Here is a 21,131-nt window from a genome sequence, read left to right as displayed (position 1 = left end):
GGCGAAGAAATCTACAACATCCCGGTGTCCGACGAGGAAATGAAGAACGTGGTGGAGTCGGTGTACGGAGAGTTGCCGGAGGTGGAGTAGTCAGTCGTCAGCATTCTTACTGATGAGCATAGGGTTATCATTTAAGGAAGGTCTGATTAATTCGAAATTGCGGACGGGAATCAGTGGAATTCCCCGATTTTCTGCCACTGACTGATCGAAAGCGGGAATTAATCAGACCTTCCTTAAGAAGAGAATTCTCATACTCGTCAAACTGCGTTACTGTCTCAAGTGCTCCATCACCATCCTGATCGAATTCCTCTCGAGTCTTCATGTCGAGATTGTAATACATCCGTTTTCTGACTTTCCCGGTTTCTAGATCGATGATCTCGACGAAATCTAGCTTGCCCAAGGTATTGTGTCCGATTACATCAGGTTTTCCGTCCCGATTACGGTCGATCTCCGTGCTGACCACATCTCCATTACGGTTGAAGATGGACCTAGTTTCGAAGAATCCATCGAAATTGTTGTCATACGTTATGCTCTGCAGAACTCGCCCCAGGTATTCATAAATAACATCGTCTTTGCCATCTCCATTGCGATCATAAGGGGTACCTGTCAGCGACAGGTAATTCCAGAGGGCAAACCCAGCTACAGTGAAGAGGGCACCTAGAAGAAAGCCTCTCACAACATCTGGAACTAGCGGCAATGGATTCGGTGAGTCTGGATCTGGAGAAGGGGGGTGCGCGGCTTTGGAATCTGGGCCTCTTTCTCTGCCGCACTTCCAGCAAGTCCCAAACTGGCCATCGTGATGCTCTCCACATGCAGCACAGGCCCACCCGTTCTGGCTGGGCATATCGAAAGCCGATGGTTCCTCAATCAGCTCAAGAGCCTGATCGTTGTCTATGTCTCGTACTACCCACAACTCGGGGAAGACTTCTGTAAATGGGACCTCTCCGGCGAGACTGGATGAACGCTGGTTCTTGATCGTGCAGGGGATGCCTGCCCGTTCAAGGCGCTCTTTAAGCATTTCTATTTCGACTAAGTTCTGAGAGACGAAGACTTTTTTCATGCCCGCCTCACTTCTCCTGGTCGCTCGCCAGGGTTCACCGGAATTCCTTATATATGCTGAGCCCTCTCACTTCTTAAAAATCAACCTCGGCTCCGTCATGTTTCCCATCGAGGCCGCCACCAGCTCCCACCCGCTTGATCCAAACTCGTTCAGCTTGGATTGCATATTCTGCGTGTCAGGAAGCACCTCAACGATTCTGTACTGAAACTGTTTCTGCTCTTGCGCCTTCGCGGTGAACGGCTGCCCCATGAGCAGCAGGAGTCCCAATGCGCCAAGGCTTACGCCCGTGATCAGCCACGCTATTGAAAGACGTGCGTTCTGCATAGGTCACCTCACTCAGCTTATGGTTATGGATGCGCGACGCGCCGGTTGTGGCCGGTGCCGAGATCGACTTTGAGCGGCATGGATAGCCCCAAGTGCTTTATCATGCCCGCCACTCATGCTTCACTCGTTGCTTTGCTTTTCTTTGAGCCATGCGGACAGATTCGGGTGAGCGTCGGCGACGAGCTGTTCTGGTTTTCTCGAAGTCGGCAAGGATGGCGGCCTCGGTGAGACGATGGCTCTTCATCGAAGCCCGAATCTCATCGGTCAGGGTCGAGAACAGGTCTTCCTTGATTTCGGACGGGAGGGCCTCGCCGGCGGCTGGTAGGAAGAACCCCACGATCTTTCCGTGTCTTGTGACTATGATCGGCTCATCCTGCTTGAGGAGACTGGTGGCGCGATCGCGAAATTGTCTGACAGTTGCGGTCTTCATGTGGTCACCGAAGTGGGCACAGTCTGACAGGCTATGTGATCGTCTTCAACCTCGTCCCATAGGTGGGACGTGCGCCAGGAATTCTGAGCTCTGGCGAATGCTTGGAAATAGTGCATCAATTGCTTCAAGCAACACTTCTTGGCCTCACCGCGAGTTTATGAAATAATAACCGCGTGGCTAAACTGTTTCGGTATAAATTTGAGTGGGATCCCGCCAAAGCTCGGCAAAACATTCGGAAGCACGGAATTGCTTTCGAGCGAGCGGCCACAGTATTTCTCGACTCGGAAGCGCTTTCTGAATTTGACGAGAAACATAGTGGCCATGAAGATCGGTGGGCCACATTGGGACTAGACACAGCCGACACGGTATTGGTTGTGTGTCACACCTTCGATGAAGCCGCTGATGGTGCCAGAGTTCGTATCATCTCAGCCCGTAAGGCGACAAGAAACGAGACTAAACAGTACAGGAGGACGTAAATGAAACGAGAGTACGATTTTTCAAAGGGCGTGCGAGGAAAGTTTTTTCGGAAGGCCGCGGCCCTGCACTTCCCCGTTTATCTTGATGCCAAAGTCCACCGGCAACTCGAACGGATTGCCAAGAAAAAGCACACGGAAGTCGGAGACTTGGTTAATCAGCTCCTCAAGAAAGATGTCGAACTGCTTGAGGCCTTTTCCTGATCTATGGTTATGGATGCGCGACGCGCCAGTTGTGGCCGGTGCCGAGATCGACTTTGAGCGGGACGGAGAGTTTCAGTTGCTTGCCGACGCCTTCCATCTCGTGTTTCACCAGCCGCTTGGCTTCGTCCAATTCTCTTTCAGGCACTTCGAAAATCAATTCGTCATGGACCTGGAGGATCATCTTCGTGTGCGGCATCTCGTGATGGAGGGCCTTGCTCACATTGATCATGGCGACTTTGATCAAGTCGGCGGCTGAACCCTGGATGGGACTGTTCACCGCCATGCGTTCCCCGAAGCCGCGCTGCACCGGATCACCGCTCTGCAGTTCTGGAATCGGCCGCCGCCGTCCCAGTATTGTGGTGGTGAAACCTTTCTCTTTGCCTTCGGCGATATTCCGATCCATCAGGGCGCGCACGCCGGCATATTTTTCAAAATAGGTCTCGATATATTTCTTGGCTTCCGCCTGTGGCACGCCGATGTTCTGCGAGAGGCCGAAGGGGCTGATGCCGTAAACGATGCCGAAGACGACGCTCTTGGCCGCGCGTCGCATCTCGCGCGTGATCTGCGAAGCGGGGAGGTGGAAAATATCCATGGCCGTCGCCATGTGAATGTCTTCGCCTTTCTCGAACACTTCGAGCAAGCGCGGATCCTGCGACAAATGCGCGAGAATGCGCGGTTCGATCTGACTATAGTCGGCGCAGAGCAGGGTATGACCTTTCGGCGCGATGAAGGCTTCGCGAATGCGCAGACCGTAGTCGCCCTTGACCGGAATGTTCTGCAGATTAGGATCGGTCGATGACAGCCGGCCGGTCGCGGCGACGGTTTGATTGAGCGATGTGTGGAGCCGCTTGGTTTCGGGATTCACGAGTTCCGGCAAGGCATCGACGTAGGTCGATTTGAGTTTGCTGATGCTGCGATAGGTCAGGATCTGCGCAGGTAAATCGTGCTGGGTTGCGAGCTGCGTAAGCGTGTCTTCGTCGGTCGAATAGCCGGTCTTGGTCTTGCGGCCTGGCTTAAGGCCGAGTTTCTCGAAAAGTATGACTGCCAGCTGTTTCGGCGAATTGATGTTGAACTCGCCGCCCGCCAGGCCAGCGATGGTCTCCATCATCTTGTCGAGCTCGTGCTCCAATTCCTTGCTCAATACCTTGAGCCCCTCGACGTCGAGCAGGAAACCGTTTCGTTCGATCTCGGCCAGCACCGGCACGAGCGGCATTTCAATCTCATGGAAGAGTTTCAGGCTGCCCTGGGCGGTCAGTCGCTCGATCATCACCGGGGCCAGCTGGGCCAGCACGGTGGCCTGTTCGGCGGCTTCATCGCGCGAGCCGGTATCTTCATCGAAGAGCGATTGCGGCGCCTTGGCTTCGGGGCGGGATTCGCCCAGGCGATGGCCGACTGCCTCCATCGCAATGGTAGCGAGGCTGTGGTCGCGGCGATTGGGGTTGAGCAGATAGTCTGCGACCATCGTATCGAGATAGGGGCCGGCGACGGTGACGCCGATGCGATGGAACGCGAGCAGCGTGGCTTTCAGGTCATGGACGACCTTGGTGCGCGTCTGGTCATGCAACAGGGTCGTGATCGGGCGCATGTAGGTATGCACGTCGAGCGGGAAAAAGGCGGTGTGGCCTCCCGATGAGAGCGCGAACCCGAGCACGTCGGCACTGACGCTGGCCCCGCCTGAGAGCAGGCATTGCACGGCGAGCGGACTTCCTACTGGAAGGCTTTTGACGAACCGTTCTGCGGAGGGCTCGTCTTGGATGATCGTGAGTGCTGCCGCCGGAGTCTCCGGTGGCTTGGTTGCCGGTTGAAGCGTCTTCAGCAGGGCGGTGAATTCCAGTTCGCGGAGCAGGTCGGTGAGTTGATCCTGGTGCGGCGGCTTGACCCGGAAGGCCTCCGCGTCGAATTCGACCGGGCTGTTCACGTCGATGGTCGCGAGCTTGCGGCTGAGCCGGGCGTTGTCGGCCTGTTCGATCAGCATCGCTTTGATGCGGGGCGGCGTGACTTCCTCGACGCGGCGGAGCAATTCGTCGATGGTGCCGAACTGCGCGATGAGCTTGATTGCCGTTTTTTCACCGATACCTTTGACGCCGGGGATGTTGTCCGAGGCATCGCCCATGAGCCCCATAATCTCGATGACCCGCGCCGGTTCGACGCCGAACTTCTCCACGCATTCGGCTTCGCCGGACCATTTATCTTTCACCGGGTCGTAGATGCGGATGTGCGGCGTGACGAGCTGCAGCATGTCCTTGTCGCCGGTGACGATCACGACGTCATCGCCGGCGCGCTCTGCTTTCTTGGCGAGCGTGCCGATCAGGTCGTCCGCCTCGTAGCCGGCCTGCTTGACGGCGGGAATGTTCAAGGCTTCGACGGCCTGATGGATATAGGGGATTTGTGCGCTCATACCGTCGGGCATCGGGGGCCGCTGGGCTTTGTATTCTTTAAACTCCTGGTGGCGCAGTGTCGGACCCCGCTCATCGAATGCGACGACGATCCCGTCCGGCTTCCGCTCACGCAGGATCTTCAGGAGCGTGGTCATGAAGCCATAGACCGCGTTCGTCTGGAGGCCCTTGGAATTATTCAGGGCGGGGAGGGCAAAGAAGGCGCGATAGATGTAAGCGCTCCCATCGATCAGATAGAGCGTCTTGCGGCTGGAGTCAGTCGTCATAGCGGTTTACGAATCCGGCGCGAGGGTCAGGGGTGGTTTGCCGAACTTCGCGCGAATCGCGTTGAGGGCCTGCAACACGGTGTGCTGGCCGACGATTTTCGCTTCCAGTTTCCGCTTCCCAGGAAAATCCAGGAGCGAGATACCGATGAGCATGGTCAGAATTCCCTGGCCGGGCAGGAACAGCATGGCGAATCCGGCCAGGAGGAATACGGCGCCGATGGCGTTCTTGACGATCAGTCCGACCAATCGCAGGACCGGGTGATGATCTTTCATCCAGTGCCGCGGGGTGCGCGTATCGAAATAGTCTTCCGGCAGGCGCACCATGATGAAGGGGATGGCAATCAGGGTACCGATGAACCCGATCAACGAGCCGACCGTCAGCCAGATGAGCACGTGGACTGGGACATATTGTGTAATGGTCGCAAGAATGGCATCCATGGGGGAGGGATCCTAGCACGGGGATCCTCTCAACCGGAAGGGCTGGGGCTTGCATGGTTTACCTCGGAAAGGACGGCGTCATATAATGGCGCAGCATTTCCGGAGCGAGTGAGTCCTGTATGGCCCTCCGTCCCCTCATGCCCTGGCGGTTTCTCCCTGTTCTGCTGCTGTGTCTGCTCTTCGGCGGCGGACCGGTTTCCGGTCTGTCTCTGGCCGCCGAGAGCGATGAGCTTCAGATCGAAGTCAGTAAGAAGGGGCTTGGGAAAGAGGTCGTGATCACGCAGGGGGCCAAAGAGTGGTTCATGATGATTGAAGTGACGCCGGAGAATACGGTGGTGGTTCGGCAAGAAAAGGATCATGACAAGTATCTCGTCGATGAAAGCGAAACCCACGACCGTCCGCTGGTGTCTGCCGAAGTGGACGCGGCCATTGCCGATTATATTAACAGCGTGAAAGCCCGCGCCAAGAAGAAGTAACGGTCTTATGTCGAAGAAGCCCAAGTTTGTCATCTTTGCCCATAACGCCACCTACGACAAGTTGCATCAAGTCGCGACGCTCGGCATGACGGCTGCCGCGATGGGCAAAGACGTGATCGTCGTGCTGTTGTTCTGGACGATCAAGAAACTGGCCGAAGGGAAGATCGATCAGATCGACTTTCCCCCGGAGTATGCGGACTCTGCCGTGGAAGTCGCACGCTTGTTGAAAGAGAAGCAGGTTCCGAAGATTTCCGAAATGTTTCACGATGCCAAGCAGGTCGGCCACTTTCGCCTGATCGCCTGTAGCGCCGGCCTGGAATACATGGGCGTGGACGGCCAGGCGGTTGAGGCCAAGGTCGATGAAGTTCTCGGGCTCCCCGCCATTTTAAGTTTGACCGCCGAGGCGGAGACGAAGTTGTTTATTTAGCGGGATTTCTCTACTCCCACCCGATCGCAATAGTCCTTCAGTTTGCACTTGCTGCACCAGGGAGAGACCGGTTGGCAGAGGTTCTGCCCGAAGGGCACCAGGAGATCGTTGAAGGTGATCCAATGTTGCGGAGGGAGTTTCCGGCGCAACGCCTCTTCGCTCTCGTCAGGAGTCTTGGTCTTGATGTAGCCCCAGCGGTTGCTGATCCGGTGCACGTGAATATCGACGCAGATGCCTGGTTTGCCGTAGCCCACCGTGACGACCAGGTTGGCGGTCTTTCGTCCTACCCCTGAGAGCGTGACCAATTCGTCGATGGAATCGGGCACGACTCCGCCGTACGTTTCCAAGAGCCGCTGACAGATCTGATGAATGGATTTGGCTTTCGTCCGGTAGAAGCAGACCGGATAGATGGCCTGTTCTATCGTTTCGAGCGGAAGCGTCAGCATCGGGGCGGGTTTGTGCGCTAAGGCAAACAGCCGCTCGCTGGCTTCACCGGTGGTTTTGTCTTTGGTGCGGAGGCTGAGGAGGCAGGAAATCAGAATACGGAACGGATCGCGGTTCGACTCTCGCGCCACGACCCCCACAACCGGTTCCTGCCATTGACGGATCTCTCGCCTGACGATCCTGATGGCGGCATGGATCTGATCCTGACGCATCTGGTCCGACTAGCGTGGAGTGGGGGAATGCTGACCGAGGAGAGCGCTCGAGTGAACGATCAGCTACTCAGGCTTCCGCTTGGACAACCACTTCTGACGGCGGCGTTGAGCTTCGCGCAGTTTCGCTTTCTTTCTGACGCTCGGCTTTTCATAGAAACGGCGACGCTTCAGTTCGCGGAACAAACCTTCGCCTGCCAGCTTCTTCTTGGCAACCTTCAGAGCTTTTTCAACGTTGTTATTGAAAACTTTAATTTCCATCCGGTCCGACTTTCCACTTTCTCAGGCCGTGCCTGTCTGCACCCATGACACTACGTACTAGGCGGCGGAGTGTAGCATAGCCCCCTGAGTTCCTCAAGACCGTTGGCGATCTTGGTCATTCGGCGCGCATGATTTGCAGCAACAGACTGATTTCGTTGCAGTTTTACGTTGGTTTGTGCGGTATGCAGTCCGGCTTCGGTCGCGGCGATCGCGCAGATCATTCCAACAGTGAGATCCGATTGCACTGCCGGTGACAGAGACTGTCGAATGGCGGCGATCGTCAGTCCTGCTTCGCAGGCGAGTTCCGCGATTGTGAGCGGAACCTCGGTCGCTTGCTCAAGGGCCGTTGAGAGAAGCTGTGGACGGTCAGCGTGATCCGCGGGGAGGCGTCGGGCTTGTGAGACTGCGGCATAGGCCGCGCAGTCGTTCTGCATCAAGGCCGCCAGTTTTTGACTAAGGCTGTTGAGGGATTGCTCGGCCGTCGACTGCTTCCCGATTCGTGCTCCCATGGTGCCCAAAGATGCCGCGAGGGCTCCCGCCAGTGCTGCGACCGCGCCGCCGGCCGGTGCCGGCGTGGGGGCCGACAGGGCATAGAGAAACTCACTGATGGTTGATTCCGATCCGGGGTCGGGCCGGGCGCCCTGGGCGGCCGCCAGTCTTGTTTCCAGAATTTGAGTGGAGTCGAAGTTCACGATCTGTAAGAGCGACGCAGCGGCCTGATCCAGCGCGGCTTGGGGAACGAGACCGATCAGTTCGCTCTCGACGATCTCCACACCGACCTTGGCTGCCTCGGCTTGCACTCCACGGAAGGCTGCGGCCATTGATGTGACATGGTAGTCGGTCAGATTCATCGAGACTTGCACGAGTCCGCGGCTGGCCAGCGCCACTCCAATCGCTTTGACGCAGGGCAGGCCGCCGTTGGAGTGCCGGATCGTGCGCGCCATGGCCTTCGCGATCGTGAGATCGGGGGTCTTCAGATTCACATTGAAGGCAATGAGGGGGGGCCTGGCGCCGATCACAATAGCTCCCGCCGTGTCATGGAGACGGGCGGGTCCGAAGTCCGGGCGCCAGTTTTGGTCGGTCGCCATTCTCGCTCCCAGCCCGGACAGTGCTCCCCGTCGGATCGTTTCCAGCCTGGTTCGGTCCGGATGGCCAGCCGCCTGCTCATACAGAAACACCGGGATCAGCAGTTCGGTTCCTATCCGTTCGCCCAGTCGGAGGCCGAGCTGCACACAGTCTTCCATTGTCGTGCCCTGGATTGGGACAAAGGGAACGACATCCGTCGCCCCGATGCGTGGATGGACTCCCGTGTGGTTACGCAGATCAATCAGCTTCGTCGCGATTTGTATTGCTTGAAACGCCGCTTCCAGGACCGCATCGGGATCGCCGGCAAAGGTCAACACAGACCGATGGTGATCGGGATCGCTCGTCCGATCCAACAGCCAGACGCCCGGGACCGATTCCACCGCTGCGATCAGCGCCTGAACGGTGGCGGGATTCCGGCCTTCGCTGAAATTGGGGATGCACTCGATGATCTTTCCCATCAACGCTCTCATCGTCCGGAAACGAAAAAGCCGGAGGTTCACGTTCCCTCCGGCTTTCTATGGCTTCGCCTGCGAAGCCGTCGTGCGGTTACTTGGTCTTCTTGACGAAGGCTTTATAGATCCGGCCTGACGTGGCCTGCTCTTCTTCCATGCCGACCAGTTGATGTCCCGTCGTGTCGCACCAGGCGGGCATATCTTTCTTGATGCCTTCGTCGTCGGATACCACCTCGAGCACCTGCCCGAGGGTGAGTTCCTTGATCTTCTTCGAAGTCAGAATAATCGGCATGGGGCAAAAGTATCCGAGTGTATCGAGCTTCACATCAGCCTGCATCGTCGGTATCTCCGTCTGTGATCGATTTATATAAAGAGGTTGACGCTACCCTGCTTGGCCTCCGCCAAGTAAGTCGTGACCCCGGCGAATTGATCGATTCCGTCGATCAACGTGTCTTTCGTAATGCCCATGAGGCCCATCGTCGTGGTGCAGGCGATGAACCGCACGCCCAAATCCAGTGCCGTCTCCATCAGCTCGGGAACTCCCGGCATCCGGTTCTGTTTCATGACGAGTTTCATCATGCTCGTGCCGAGACCGCCGAAGTGGAATCGTGAGAGGGGGAGATTGTCGGCGCCTCCCTTGTTCAGCATGCCGAACATGCGGCGGAGCCAGTCTTTGGCCGAGCTGGTGGCCCCTTTCTTGCGGATCGTATTCAATCCCCAGAAGGTGAAGAAGACGGTGACCTGCATGCCCATTGCGGCGGCGCCGGTGGCGATGATGAACGCGGCCATCGCGCGATCCAAATCGCCGCTCAAGAGGACAATGGTCACCTTGTCGGGTTTCGTTTCTTGCAGTTGCGCCAATGTGGCGGAAGGTTCTATCTGCGTCATCTGCATGGGTGCCTCAATCTGCGTGATATGACCGTGCGATGCGAACAGCCGCTGTTTTCAAGGTGTTTTGACTATAGTCTCCGTATCTTTTTCTTGTCAAGGCAACGCGCTTGACCGCACTCGTGCGGCTGGCTATAGTCCCAGCCGATCGGGTTTTGACCAGACGTTGGATACTGCCATCCCATGAGCACCGTTCTCGAACAGGATACGACGCCGCTACGCAGTCCTCCGCTGCTGGGCTTCTGGTATGCGGCCGCGCCCAGTTCCGATGTGGCCCCTGGCGCCATGAAGGGCGTGGTACTGCTGAGCACGCCGATTCTTCTCTGTCGTACCAAAGACGGCGGCGTCTTTGCGATGCTCGATCTCTGTCCCCATCGGGGGATGCCCCTATCCTTCGGGCGGATGGATGGGGATCGGGTGGAGTGTTACTACCACGGCTGGCAATTCGGGACGGATGGACGGTGCACGGCGATTCCGTCCCTGGTGAGCGATTCCCCGATCGATCCGAAGAAGATCTGCGTCACGTCCTATCCCTGTCAGGACCAGGACGGGTATATCTGGGTTTATATGGCGGACAGCCGTTATCCCGATCGACCGATTCCTCCGTTGATGCGACATCCCCTTCCTTCGAGCCCCTATCTGATGTTCCAGCATTCACAGATGTTGTCCAGCACGCTCGATGACGGCGTGGTGGGGTTGATGGATCCGGCGCATGGCCCCTATGTGCATCAGAGCGGTTTGTGGCGGAAGCCCGCCAGCCAGCACGACAAAGCGAAGACCTTTGAACCGATCCCGAACGGGTTCCGGATGATCGGCCATGCGCCGTCGAAAAACAGTCCGCCGTATCAATTGTTGAAGTGGGTTTCCGGGGGAGAATTACGCACCACCATCGATTTCGTGTTGCCCAATCAGCGGTATGAGTTCATCCAATGCGGTTCGCTGTGGGTCTCGATCCGGGTCTTGATGACGCCGATTACCGAACACGAAACCCGCATGGATTTCTGTGCGGCCTGGAATGCCTTCCGTTGGCTGCCGTTCGGCAAGTCGATTTTCAGATATTTCGCCAAGGGCTTTCTGGCGCAGGACAAGGTGGCGATGGACCGCCAGTCGATCGGGCTCAAGCACAAGCCGCCGTTCCGTCTGGTCGGCGATGCCGATCAGCAGGCCAAGTGGTATCACAAGTTGAAAGCGGCCCATGTCGCGTCGCTCCAGACCGGACAACCGTTCGAGCATCCACTCAAAGGACCTGTTACGCTGCGATGGCGAAGCTAGGGTTCTTCCTCGTCTATCTCGGGTTGCTTGTCAGTCTTGCCTCAATAGGGTGTCCCGCTCCGGTCGCCGCTCAAGCCGCACGGATTGTGTCCGTTCCCACGCTGGGTGTGCGGACCGACGGCTTGCCTGGCGTGATCAATCAGGTCTTGATTCAATTTGAGCGAATTCCTGTTCAGCACGGTCCCGTCCTTGATTTCAATGAAATCAATCTGGGCGGAGGTTCTCTGGTGGGTGAGGAGTGGAAAGACGGAGTACGCCATGCCGTGCAGGCCGTCGCCAGGCTCGTGGGAGAGGACGGACATGATTGGCGGATCACATTGAAGAACCGGGCGGTGACGGCTGTGACGGACGGTCGAAGTTCGAGCGGTGCCATTGCGGTCGGCATTCTGGCTGCCTATAGAGGCGATGCCCTGAGGTCGGATATCGCGGTGTCCGGCGTGATTACGCCGGATGGGCGGATCGATGTCGTGGGCGGCTTGCCAAGCAAGCTGGAGGCGGCTGCCGGGGGGCAATATCGATCGTTGGTGATCTCACGCCATCAACCCTATACCTCGGATTGGCCTCAAGGTGAAGAAGCGGCGGCTCGATTGCGCATCGCGCTGATTCAGGTTCGTACGTTGGCTGAGGCGTACGAGGCGATGACCGGGGGCGGGCGCTAACGTTCTTTCGATTCAGTCGGGAGGATGAGTTCCATAGCCCGGCGGATCTGAGCACGGGAACCGAGCAGGACCACAATATCGCCGGGGAGCAGTTTGGTTTTTTCCGACGGGTTTGATTCGGTGATTCCCGCTCTGGTCCAGGCAATGACCGAGGCTCCGGTCCGTGGTCGCAACGAAAGCTGGGAAAGCAGTTTCCCGGCCGCCGGCGAGCCGTCTTCAATCCGGCAGGTCTCTACTTCCACATCGCTGAGTGTTCCGCCGCGGAGATGATGCGCCAGTTCCGGCAAGTCGTTCCGGCGCAGCAGAGCGTAGCCTTCCCGGCGCACTTGCTCGGCCTTCCGCATGACGAATTCCTGCGGCATGTTGTAGGTGCGGAGGACCAGGGCGAAGATTTCAATCGACGTCTCGAATTCCTCCGGCACCACGTCATCGGCCCCGAGTTGATGGAGTTCTTCCAGCTCCCGCAGGTAGCGGGTCCGTACTACGATGTGGAGTTTCGGATTCAAGCCTCTGGCGACTTGGACGGTGCGTCTGGCCATGAAGGGATCGGAGATCGCGACGACCAGCACACGTGCATCTTCGATCTTCACATGGCGGAGCACGTTCGGATTGGTCGCATCGCCGTAGTACAGCGGGAGTCCATGCTTGGTTTCCCGTTGGACCGTATCGCCATCGAGATCCAGCGCGATATAGGGCACTTCGGTTTCGCCCAGCACTCGCGCGAGGTTGCGCCCGTTCAAACCATATCCCACGATGATCACGTGGTCCTTGATCCGGAGATGCCGGCCTTCCGCTTCGAGCACGTGGGCCGTCGTCCGGCCGGGGAACCAGTGGCGGAGCCGCTGCATCGCTTCGGCCCGGCGGGCGAGATGCGGGGACCATTGCATGAGGAACGGAGTAATAATCATCGAACAGACGGAGACGGCCAGAAACACTTGATAGGGGGCGCCGGTCAGCAACTTATTTTCTTGTCCAACTTGCGCGAGGATGAAGCTGAATTCGCCGACCTGGGCGAGGGCCACGCCAGCCATGACGGCTGAACGTGGAGGGATGGCGACGGCGAGGACGGCTCCGGTCCCTGTCACAAACTTGATTACGAGGATGGCAGCAAGGAGGCCGGTGACCACGACAGGATATTCGAGCAAGATTCGCCAATCCATAAGAATACCGATGGACACGAAGAACAGGCTGTTGAAGCTGTCCCGAAACGGCAACACTTCTGCCATGGCCTGGTGGCTGAATTCCGACTCAGAGATGACGAGCCCCGCGATGAAGGCGCCCAGCGCCAGCGAGAGACCGCCGAGCGAGGTTAGCCAGGCGATGCCGAGGCAGAGCACGATGATCGTGAGCAGAAAGAGTTCGCGGCTGCGGCTCCGGACAATGTGCTCGAGGAGTTTCGGTACGAGATACCACGCAGCGGCTACGACGAGACCGACGACTATCACAGATTTCCCGAGCGTGAGGAGAATGGAGAGCGCGGCTCCTTCACTGGGGCTGGACAGGATCGGCGCGAGGAGGATCATCGGGACAACGGCCAGGTCCTGGAACACGAGTATGCCGATCGTCGCGCGGCCGTGGAGCGATTCGCTTTCACCGTTCGCCGCGAGGGCTTTCAAGACGATCGCGGTGCTGCTGAGGGAGAGGAGGAAGCCCCAGAAGATGCCTTGTTGCCATGGCACACCGGCGAGCGTCGCTCCGGCCCAGACGATGGCGATGACGCCTCCAACCTGAATCGGCGCGGCAATAAAGAGCAGGCGCCGCAGCGAAGCCAGCTGCACGAGCGAAAATTCGATGCCGATCGTGAAGAGCAGTAGGACCACGCCGATCTCGGCCAGTACTTGAACCGTACTGGAGTCGGAGATCAGATTGAATCCGTGGGGGCCGATCAGTGCCCCGGCCACCAGAAATCCCGCGATCGACGGGAGCCGGAATTGATGAAAGACAAACACGACGGCAATGGACACCGTGAAGATGACGAGCAGATTGCTGAGAACGCTGTAGTCGGTCATGCGATAGGCTGCCGGATTGGGTGTGAAAAGTCAGGCGGGGAGCTTGATCATCCCGTGCGGAGCGCGCCTCACGATTCACATGATTCAGAGCGGAGAATACCTCAGCGGAGGGTCCCGAACAAGGTAAAGCTTCTTGTCCGACTTATCGGAGATGCGTAGAGTGGCCCGGGGAGTGAGGAAAGGAATCGAATGATTCGCGCGATCTTGTTCGATTTTAACGGCGTCATCGCGGACGATGAGACGACCCATGTGGGGTGTTTCTGTCAGGCGCTCCAAGAATTCGACCTGACGCTTTCCAAAGCCGAGTATTACGGGACGTATCTGGGAATGGATGAACGGACCTGCACCGCGCTTCTCCTCACGGCGCGCGATGGAAAGAGTGACGCCGGGTTGGTCCAGCGGATTCAGGAGCGGAAGGCCGAGTTGTTCCGGCTCCATCCCCGCGCACAGCAACCGGAACTGTTTCCCGGCGTGATTGAGTTTGTGCAAGCCGCCCGGCGGCTGTGTCATCTGGCGATCGCCTCCGGTGGCCGGCGCGAGCAGATTGATCGGGCCCTTCGCGGGACGGTGAACGAACGGGCCATTGAACTCATCGTATCGGCAGAGGATTGTTCGGTCGGGAAACCTGATCCGGCTATCTATCTGTTGACGTTGAAGCGGTTGAACGACGTCGTTCGGCCTCCGTTGGGGGCCGACGAGTGCCTGGTCATTGAAGACTCGAAGGCCGGCATTCGCGCGGCCCGCGCGGCCGGGATGCCTGTGCTCGCGCTGGCGACGACCTACCACCTCGATGAATTGGGCGAGGCGGATCGCGTCATGCCCTCATTGGCCGGCGTCGATCCCGGGCCGTTTCTCCGGCAATTTCCCTGAGGCCGACGAGTGTTCAATCTCGCGCACTCAATCGCTGAAAATCCGCTCCAGATATGCGATTCCCCCTCCAAAGTGGCATAGACTCCCGCGGCCCTCCTTGCGTAGACTGTATTTATTACAGTGCGACTCGCATCTTGGTTCTCACGGGCGTCCGGTGCGCGGTCACAATCTTTCCCGGAGGTGTTCTATGGGCCTGTACCAGATGCTGCCAGTCATTACGCTCGTCACGTTTGCTGCGGTAAGCCCTGCGCAGAGTGATACTCCGCCTCCGTCGGAGCCGTCCCAGACGTGGGAATGTCCCCAAGCCGACGGGACGTCGGTGTACACGAATAAAGAAAAACCCGGTTGCCGGCCGATGACGCTGAAGCCGTTGTCGGTGGTTCCTTCATTGGACAACATGCCGCTGATTCCCCGCTCGATCGGCAATCCGCCCATCCTGGCTCCTGTGTCGCAGGGATATGGGCCTGTCAGCGGAGCGCAGAATGTGCCGGATTGGGCCAAAGACTGGCATGCCTCAGCGACGGGAAATCGCGGTGACATCTGCGGGATGTTTTGGGAATGGGTCCGGTTGAATGAAAGAACCAGAGGCGGATTTTTCTTTGGTTCTGATCCATCCTATGGCGGTGATCCGAGTGGACAAAACCAGCGGGGCGCCAGTTACTCGTTCTACGATCAAGCGCGGTATGCCGCGTTGGCAAGAATTTTTGGGTCAGGGTTTATCCCGGTCGGTTGTCAGTAGCAGCCGACCGGATTAGCCGCGCAGTTTCGCCAGGACCGTGGCGGGGTCTCAGTAGGCCCAGAGCGTCTGAATGTTTCCGGCCTCGTTGAACTCGAACACGTCGATCCCGTGTACCTCGACCGGCTTTCCGTTCTTCCCGATCCCTTGGCCATGAAAGACAACCGCCGCACGATTGTGGGCGATGTGTATCTCCTGTGCGTGGATGGTGACTTCCTGCAGGGCGCTGGCAATGGTGTGAAAGACCGTCTTCAATGCGGTATGCCCCTGCACGGGTGTGGCCCCATAGGGTTCGTGACTGATCGCATCGACGGCGAAACAGGCCGTCCAGGCCGTGGGATCCAGGGCACGCCAAGCGGCGAAATACCGGTCGACGCGGTTGCGAATGTCGTCGGGTGAGAGCGGCAGCTTCAGTCCTTTCGTGACCATCCTGGCAACAGGGGAAATCACCCGGCTCAGGCTTTATAGAACTCCCGATACCACTTCACGAAGCGGGGAATGCCTTCTTCGATCGGTGTCGCGGGTTTGAATCCCACATCATTGGCCAGGTCGTCGATGTCCGCATAGGTCGCCGGCACATCACCAGGCTGCAAAGGCACGAGCTGTTTCTCCGCCTTCTTGCCCAGGGCGTCTTCCAACACTTCGATAAAATGGAGCAGCTCTACCGGTTGGTGGTTGCCGATATTATAGACCCGTGCCGGAGCCGAACTGGTGCCGGGATCCGGTTGCTCGCCGGTCCAAGCCGGGTTCGGTGTCGCCGGATGATCGAGGGTACGGATGATGCCCTCGACAATGTCGTCTACGTAGGTGAAATCGCGTTTCATTTTTCCGTGATTGAAGACCTCGATCGGTTTTCCTTCGAGAATCGCCTTGGTGAAAATAAACAGAGCCATATCCGGGCGTCCCCAGGGGCCATAGACGGTAAAGAAGCGCAGGCCGGTGCAGGGGATGCGATACAGATGCGCGTAGCAATGGGCCATGAGCTCGTTAGCCTTCTTGCTCGCGGCATAGAGCGAGACCGGATGGTCGACGTTATCGTGGATCGAGAACGGCATATGGGTATTTCCGCCGTAGACGGAACTGGAGGAGGCGTAGACCAGATGGTCGACCTTGGCGTGCCGGCATCCTTCCAGAATGTTCATGAAGCCTTCGATGTTGCTCTCGGTATAGGCGTGGGGATTGATCAGCGAGTAGCGGACGCCGGCTTGGGCGGCCAGATGCACCACGCGCTTGATTCCGTGATCGGCAAAGAGCGCCTTCATGCCTGCGCGATCGGCCAAATTCAGTTTGAGAAAGCGATGGCCGCTGGCGTTGGCCAGTTGGGCCAGGCGCGCCTCCTTCAGGCGGACATCATAGTAGTCATTGACGATATCCAGGCCGATGACCTGTTCGCCGCGCGCCAGTAAGCGCTGGGCCACGTGGAAACCGATGAATCCGGCCACGCCGGTGACAAGAATCGGGGATGGTGCTCCAGCCATTCGCATGCACTCCTTCACATGTAGATAAAACGATGGTGCTTATGCCCGCCCGGTTGACTTCATGAACGGGGGATCGCCGTGGTCCAGGCGGTGTAAGGCCAGTGGGGTCAAGGATTCGCCCGACGAGACCACTTCCACACGACCGTCCTGGTCGGCCCGATAGATATCGAGCGCTCGAGCGCAATGATACCCGCAACCCTGAGGGTCGAGAAGATCTTTCAGCTTTTCCGGACGTTCCCAATGGGCCGTGAGCAGCGCAGTTCTGGCGGGATTCCGCTGACTGAACATGAATGAGAGATGGTCAGGATACCAGTCCGCCCCTCCGGTGGCGTAGGAGACAAACAAGTTGGCCTGCGCGGAGGCGCAGAGATCTGACAGGTAGGCATTGGTAAGGTAGCCGTTTTCACCCACGTCCAGCCACTTTCCGGGGTGGGACAGCGAGGCATGGGCCGCATAACTCCGCACCTCCAGCAGTTGTTGCTGTGACGCGAGCACGAGCGAGATGGGGCCGTATTTCACGACCAGTTGCTGAATGATCTGTTCCTTAAGCGCCGACCGTCCGTTATTCGTCGGGCCGCTGTCGGCATGCACAAGGATATTCTGCCCGCGGTCGTGGATCAGATAACAGTTTCTCGGCATTTCGAGATCGCAGGGGTCTTCTCCGTAAAACGGGACCGAGACGACGGCTCCCCCGTCGAAGTCCCAGCGCTCGCCGTGCGCCAGTTCAACCACTCGTCCGAAGCCCATCTCGCGTAACAGCCCGAGGTAGTCGTAGTGCAGCTTCTTGCGATTGCGCCGGCTGGGCACGATGATAGGCGTTTCTTTGGGAAGATGCAGGAGCGTTCGTGGGTCGACGTGATCGTCGTGGTCGTGCGTGAGAAACACGGCGGCCGGTTTCGGCAGCAACGCGCCCCACAACGACGGGACCGACGATTCCGCAAACCAGGGAAGCAGCCAGGGATCGAAGAGCAGCATCTGCGATTGCTGGCGGTAGAGCAGCGCCGCATGTCCCAAATGCACGAGATCACGATCCTGCACCGCGTCGAGCCAGCGCTGCCGGACGGTCGGCTGGGCGGCGCTGAGCAGACACTCGTATTGGTGCAGCGACTCAATCAGTTTGAGGAGGAGCGGCTGGGCTTCGCGCGGTGCGGCCATGACCACCGTTTTGATTTCCTCGGCTTGATGCGTGCCGTCCAGCATGCCGAGGACTTTCCCCACTGCCGGGCCGAGGAGGCGCTGATCGAATCCGATCGGAATGGCCTGCCGTTTGACGGAATGGAAAATGCGCAGGCCGCCGTTGGTGACCGTCGCAGATTTCGTCGGATCGGTCGGAAATTCCCATTGAAACGTGCCGTCTGGTTTCCTGCCGCAGCGAATATGTTGCTTCAAGTAAGGGCGGGAGTTCACCAGTTCCGCATAGGCATCTTCCAGCCGCCGTTGCCGGTCGGGGTCATCCAGCGATGCCCGCTTCGAAAAGACGTCGCTGATGGCCGTATCGATGGAGCTGGACAATAAGCTGTGGGCTTCGTGCAGACTGGCCACGACCTCCGGGGCGATGCCGGCCACGAATGGGAACGGCCCGGGCGCTTCCCCGCTTTCCAATTGCACCCAACACCAGGGAGCGAGGCTCAGGTAACGCTGGTGGGGCAAACGGTCCCAGATGTTCATAGTAGTGACAGGTGACGGGTGACAAGTGACAAGTGATGCAAAGATGTTCGGATGTGTTTCGACCGTTCACCAGTCACGCGTTACCCGTTACTTTCCATCGGAGTTTGCTGATCGTGGGTTCATAGAGGGCCTGAATCACATTGCCGTCTGGATCAGAAAAATAAAATGAGTAGCTGCCGTCCCGGTGTTGCTTCGGTTGTTTGACGATCGTTCCACCGAGCTGGGCAATCTTCGGGGAGATCTCCGCGAACATCCGGTCGACCGCTTGGGGATTGTCGAGGATCACACCGACGTGATCCAGCAATTGGCCCTGGGGCTGGCGATAGGCGCTGAGTTCATTCTGAGAAATTTGATGGAGCGCGAGATTGTCGCTTCCCGAACTGAAATAGACATTGTCGGGATCCGGCTCCCAGACGACCTTCATGCCCAGCAACTCTTCGTAGAACCGGCGTGACGCAGGAAGATCGGTCACACGGAGCGCCAGATGACGGAGTCCTCGATGAAGCGGAATAGACATGGAACCGATCCTGCCCTCACAAATCAGCCGGTTGGAAACAACCGTATAGTAGGGAGGCATTGCCTCACCCGTCAACGGAAATTCTGCCCTTCAGAAAGTCGGATGGGTGACGGGCTGCGCTTCGGACGGTTGTCTCGCAGGCTTCCGATCTCCTGCATCCTACTTCCATACGAAGCAGGGGTTCTAAGTCAGGAAATCCCGGAATTCAGCCCCTGCGGAAGCCAGGGCGGCTGTGATACGATGGCCCATTGATCGTTGCACAAAGGAGTGTCGTGGCATGAATGCTCTACGTTCTATGATGCTTGTGGGGATCGTTCTGGTTGCAGCGCCGGCCGTCACAGCGGCCCAAGGGCTTGAGAAGGAAGTAAAGGGAAAAGACGGAGCCCCGATGGTGTTGATTCCCGAAGGTGCCTTCCCGATGGGTGTTCCGCATGGCGACCGCGACGGAGGACGGGACGAATATCCCCGCCACGACGTATTTGTGAATAATTTCTATATCGACAAATATGAGCTGACGAACGGTCGTTATCTTGAGTTCGTCAAGGCGACGAACCACCGTATTCCGCAGAATCCCAAGAATGCCACGAGAAACCTCTGGCAGGGCGATACCATTACCGAGTCACTCGCCGATCGACCGGTCATCAATGTGGATTGGGCCGATGCGAATGCCTATTGCCAGTGGGCCGGCAAGCGGTTACCGACGGAAGCAGAATGGGAAAAAGCGGCCAAGGGGACAGCCGATCGTCGATTCCCTTGGGGGAACGTCGAGCCGACGAACAAGCATCTGAATTTCAACCAGCAGTGGATCGGGGAAAAGACCCTTATGCCGGTGGGAAGCTATGAGCTCGGGAAGAGCCCCTTCGGCGTCTACGACATGGCGGGCAACGTCTGGGAATGGGTCAACGATTGGTATGCCGCCAAGTATTACGAAAAGAGCCCGGCGAAAAATCCCACGGGTCCGGAAACCGGCACCAAGCGCGTGCTCCGTGGATCGGGCTGGCAGAACGAAACGCCGACCGTCCGCATCTTCACTCGCGTGGACAGCGATCCGACTATCCGCAACGAATCGACCGGGTTCCGTTGCGCGATGGATGCGCGGGCAAAGTAGCATTCGCTATGAGTGAGAAGGGGTTGTCAGGAATCGCTGTTGCCGCATTTGAAAGCCGGATGGCAGTCGAGATGACCCGGCTCATTGAACGATACGGGGGCCGCCCATCGGTGGCCCCCGCCCTCCGCGAACTCCCTATCCAAGATAATCCCACTGCCCTGCGATTTGGAGTCCGGCTCATCGAGGGCCAGGTCGATGTATTGGTGCTGATGACCGGCGTCGGGACGACCGCGTTGTTTGACATACTCAAATCCCGCCATCCTATGTCCTCCATCATGGTCGGGGTAAAGCAGTGCGCTCTCGTCGCACGCGGGCCGAAGCCGGTGGCGGCGTTGAAAGCGCTGGGGATTTCGCCGACGCTCATTGTTCCGGAGCCCAATACGTGGGTCGATGTGGTGTCGACGCTCGATGAGTATCGGCCGGTCAAAGGGCTGCGTGTGGCGGTGCAGGAATATGGGAATGCCAATCCTGAATTCTTAGAGGCGTTAACGGCTCGTGGCGCCGATGTGTTTCCCGTTCCGGTCTATAAGTGGGGACTTCCAGAAGACCTGGCTCCGCTCAGGCAGGTCTTGGCAGACGTGGTTGCGGGCGATATCTCCGTGATGCTGATCACGAACGCGGCGCAGATCGATCACGTGATGCAGCTTCTTGAACAGGAGGGCAAAGTTCCTCTGTTTAGAGAAGCCTGTAAGGCGATCGTCATCGCCTCCATCGGCCCGACCGCCAGCGAGCGGCTCCGGCACTACGACCTTCCTGTGGACTTTGAGCCGTCGCATGGGAAGATGGGCGTGCTGGTAAAGGAATTGTCCGAACAGGTTGCTCCGCTGCTCGCCTCGAAGCGCCGCTAATCGCCTCGCAGATCCTCTTCCAGCTCCTCCTCCCTCGTTCAAACCTGTGCAACGGGTGGATAGATCCCTTCGTCCGGTCTCTTGCGATCGCCATCTTTCGCGGGGTTCGGCGCGGCACTTCTCTTGCGGATC

Annotated in this window: 24 protein-coding genes; 9 read left to right on the top strand and 15 right to left on the bottom strand. The window is 58.2% G+C overall.

The window, feature by feature from the left end; translation table 11 throughout:
* Positions 1-127: 127 nt before the first annotated feature.
* From Q8N04_17230 to Q8N04_17220, 3 genes are all read right to left on the bottom strand, one after another.
* Positions 128-1,060, bottom strand: coding sequence for a DUF2007 domain-containing protein (locus tag Q8N04_17230; protein ID MDP3092419.1), 933 nt, complete (start codon positions 1,058-1,060; stop codon positions 128-130).
* 66 nt (positions 1,061-1,126) lie between these two features.
* On the bottom strand, positions 1,127-1,384 hold the full coding sequence (locus Q8N04_17225) for a hypothetical protein (protein ID MDP3092418.1): 258 nt from the start codon (positions 1,382-1,384) through the stop codon (positions 1,127-1,129).
* Between the two features lie 100 nt (positions 1,385-1,484).
* A complete protein-coding gene (locus Q8N04_17220; protein MDP3092417.1) occupies positions 1,485-1,814 on the bottom strand; it encodes a hypothetical protein in 330 nt (109 codons plus the stop codon).
* Positions 1,815-2,290: 476 nt separating this feature from the next.
* On the opposite strand from Q8N04_17220, the gene Q8N04_17215 reads away from it, so the two are divergent.
* Entirely contained in the window at positions 2,291-2,491 is a 201-nt protein-coding gene (locus tag Q8N04_17215; protein ID MDP3092416.1) for a hypothetical protein, read from the top strand.
* Positions 2,492-2,498: 7 nt separating this feature from the next.
* Here Q8N04_17215 and polA read toward each other — a convergent pair whose 3' ends face one another.
* Together polA and Q8N04_17205 are read right to left on the bottom strand one after the other, a co-directional pair.
* The gene (gene polA / locus Q8N04_17210; protein MDP3092415.1) at positions 2,499-5,153 is read right to left on the bottom strand and encodes a DNA polymerase I; all 2,655 of its coding nucleotides are present in this window, start codon (positions 5,151-5,153) and stop codon (positions 2,499-2,501) included.
* Between the two features lie 6 nt (positions 5,154-5,159).
* On the bottom strand, positions 5,160-5,591 hold the full coding sequence (locus Q8N04_17205) for a PGPGW domain-containing protein (GenBank protein ID MDP3092414.1): 432 nt from the start codon (positions 5,589-5,591) through the stop codon (positions 5,160-5,162).
* Positions 5,592-5,710: 119 nt separating this feature from the next.
* Between Q8N04_17205 and Q8N04_17200 the strand changes: the two genes are divergently transcribed.
* The gene (locus Q8N04_17200) at positions 5,711-6,067 is read left to right on the top strand and encodes a hypothetical protein (GenBank protein ID MDP3092413.1); all 357 of its coding nucleotides are present in this window, start codon (positions 5,711-5,713) and stop codon (positions 6,065-6,067) included.
* A 7-nt stretch (positions 6,068-6,074) separates the two neighbouring features.
* A complete protein-coding gene (locus Q8N04_17195; protein MDP3092412.1) occupies positions 6,075-6,494 on the top strand; it encodes a hypothetical protein in 420 nt (139 codons plus the stop codon).
* Here Q8N04_17195 and nth read toward each other — a convergent pair.
* From nth to Q8N04_17170, 5 genes are all read right to left on the bottom strand, one after another.
* Positions 6,491-7,150 carry an endonuclease III gene (gene nth, locus Q8N04_17190; protein MDP3092411.1) on the bottom strand — a complete coding sequence of 220 codons (660 nt, stop codon included), beginning with the start codon at positions 7,148-7,150 and terminating at the stop codon, positions 6,491-6,493. The genes Q8N04_17195 and nth overlap by 4 nt on opposite strands.
* A 63-nt stretch (positions 7,151-7,213) precedes the next feature.
* Positions 7,214-7,408: a 30S ribosomal protein S21 gene (gene rpsU, locus Q8N04_17185; GenBank protein MDP3092410.1), complete on the bottom strand. Its 195-nt coding sequence runs from the start codon at positions 7,406-7,408 to the stop codon at positions 7,214-7,216.
* Positions 7,409-7,458: 50 nt separating this feature from the next.
* Complete coding sequence (gene ftcD / locus Q8N04_17180; protein MDP3092409.1) at positions 7,459-8,952, bottom strand: glutamate formimidoyltransferase; 1,494 nt, start codon at positions 8,950-8,952, stop codon at positions 7,459-7,461.
* Between the two features lie 88 nt (positions 8,953-9,040).
* The gene (locus tag Q8N04_17175; GenBank protein MDP3092408.1) at positions 9,041-9,283 is read right to left on the bottom strand and encodes a sulfurtransferase TusA family protein; all 243 of its coding nucleotides are present in this window, start codon (positions 9,281-9,283) and stop codon (positions 9,041-9,043) included.
* Positions 9,284-9,309: 26 nt separating this feature from the next.
* On the bottom strand, positions 9,310-9,834 hold the full coding sequence (locus tag Q8N04_17170; GenBank protein ID MDP3092407.1) for a DsrE/DsrF/DrsH-like family protein: 525 nt from the start codon (positions 9,832-9,834) through the stop codon (positions 9,310-9,312).
* A 183-nt stretch (positions 9,835-10,017) separates the two neighbouring features.
* On the opposite strand from Q8N04_17170, the gene Q8N04_17165 reads away from it, so the two are divergent.
* The gene (locus tag Q8N04_17165; GenBank protein MDP3092406.1) at positions 10,018-11,106 is read left to right on the top strand and encodes an aromatic ring-hydroxylating dioxygenase subunit alpha; all 1,089 of its coding nucleotides are present in this window, start codon (positions 10,018-10,020) and stop codon (positions 11,104-11,106) included.
* Positions 11,094-11,765, top strand: a complete 672-nt coding sequence (locus Q8N04_17160) for a S16 family serine protease (GenBank protein MDP3092405.1) — start codon at positions 11,094-11,096, stop codon at positions 11,763-11,765. The genes Q8N04_17165 and Q8N04_17160 overlap by 13 nt, the downstream gene beginning before the upstream one ends.
* Here the strand turns inward: Q8N04_17160 and Q8N04_17155 are convergent.
* A complete protein-coding gene (locus Q8N04_17155) occupies positions 11,762-13,774 on the bottom strand; it encodes a cation:proton antiporter (GenBank protein ID MDP3092404.1) in 2,013 nt (670 codons plus the stop codon). The two genes, Q8N04_17160 and Q8N04_17155, sit on opposite strands and share 4 nt — an antisense overlap.
* Positions 13,775-13,963: 189 nt before the next feature.
* On the opposite strand from Q8N04_17155, the gene Q8N04_17150 reads away from it, so the two are divergent.
* Both Q8N04_17150 and Q8N04_17145 read left to right on the top strand, forming a co-directional pair.
* Positions 13,964-14,644, top strand: coding sequence for an HAD family phosphatase (locus Q8N04_17150; protein ID MDP3092403.1), 681 nt, complete (start codon positions 13,964-13,966; stop codon positions 14,642-14,644).
* Between the two features lie 187 nt (positions 14,645-14,831).
* Positions 14,832-15,383: a hypothetical protein gene (locus Q8N04_17145; protein MDP3092402.1), complete on the top strand. Its 552-nt coding sequence runs from the start codon at positions 14,832-14,834 to the stop codon at positions 15,381-15,383.
* Positions 15,384-15,431: 48 nt separating this feature from the next.
* Here Q8N04_17145 and Q8N04_17140 read toward each other — a convergent pair whose 3' ends face one another.
* The 4 genes from Q8N04_17140 to Q8N04_17125 all read right to left on the bottom strand — a co-directional run bounded on the left by Q8N04_17140 (position 15,432) and on the right by Q8N04_17125 (position 19,043).
* Positions 15,432-15,809: a nuclear transport factor 2 family protein gene (locus Q8N04_17140; GenBank protein MDP3092401.1), complete on the bottom strand. Its 378-nt coding sequence runs from the start codon at positions 15,807-15,809 to the stop codon at positions 15,432-15,434.
* A gap of 26 nt (positions 15,810-15,835) precedes the next feature.
* Positions 15,836-16,858 carry an NAD-dependent epimerase gene (locus tag Q8N04_17135; GenBank protein ID MDP3092400.1) on the bottom strand — a complete coding sequence of 341 codons (1,023 nt, stop codon included), beginning with the start codon at positions 16,856-16,858 and terminating at the stop codon, positions 15,836-15,838.
* 39 nt (positions 16,859-16,897) lie between these two features.
* Positions 16,898-18,526, bottom strand: a complete 1,629-nt coding sequence (locus tag Q8N04_17130; GenBank protein MDP3092399.1) for an MBL fold metallo-hydrolase — start codon at positions 18,524-18,526, stop codon at positions 16,898-16,900.
* A 73-nt stretch (positions 18,527-18,599) separates the two neighbouring features.
* Positions 18,600-19,043: a VOC family protein gene (locus Q8N04_17125; protein ID MDP3092398.1), complete on the bottom strand. Its 444-nt coding sequence runs from the start codon at positions 19,041-19,043 to the stop codon at positions 18,600-18,602.
* Between the two features lie 277 nt (positions 19,044-19,320).
* On the opposite strand from Q8N04_17125, the gene Q8N04_17120 reads away from it, so the two are divergent.
* The gene (locus tag Q8N04_17120) at positions 19,321-20,151 is read left to right on the top strand and encodes an SUMF1/EgtB/PvdO family nonheme iron enzyme (protein MDP3092397.1); all 831 of its coding nucleotides are present in this window, start codon (positions 19,321-19,323) and stop codon (positions 20,149-20,151) included.
* A gap of 8 nt (positions 20,152-20,159) precedes the next feature.
* On the top strand, positions 20,160-20,999 hold the full coding sequence (locus Q8N04_17115; protein ID MDP3092396.1) for a uroporphyrinogen-III synthase: 840 nt from the start codon (positions 20,160-20,162) through the stop codon (positions 20,997-20,999).
* The last annotated feature ends 132 nt before the right edge of the window (positions 21,000-21,131 follow it).

The organism is Nitrospira sp. (assembly GCA_030692565.1).
GTDB lineage: Bacteria > Nitrospirota > Nitrospiria > Nitrospirales > Nitrospiraceae > Nitrospira_D.
The sequence above is the reverse complement of the archived record's forward strand: the minus strand, read 5'-3'. Positions and strand labels throughout refer to the sequence as shown.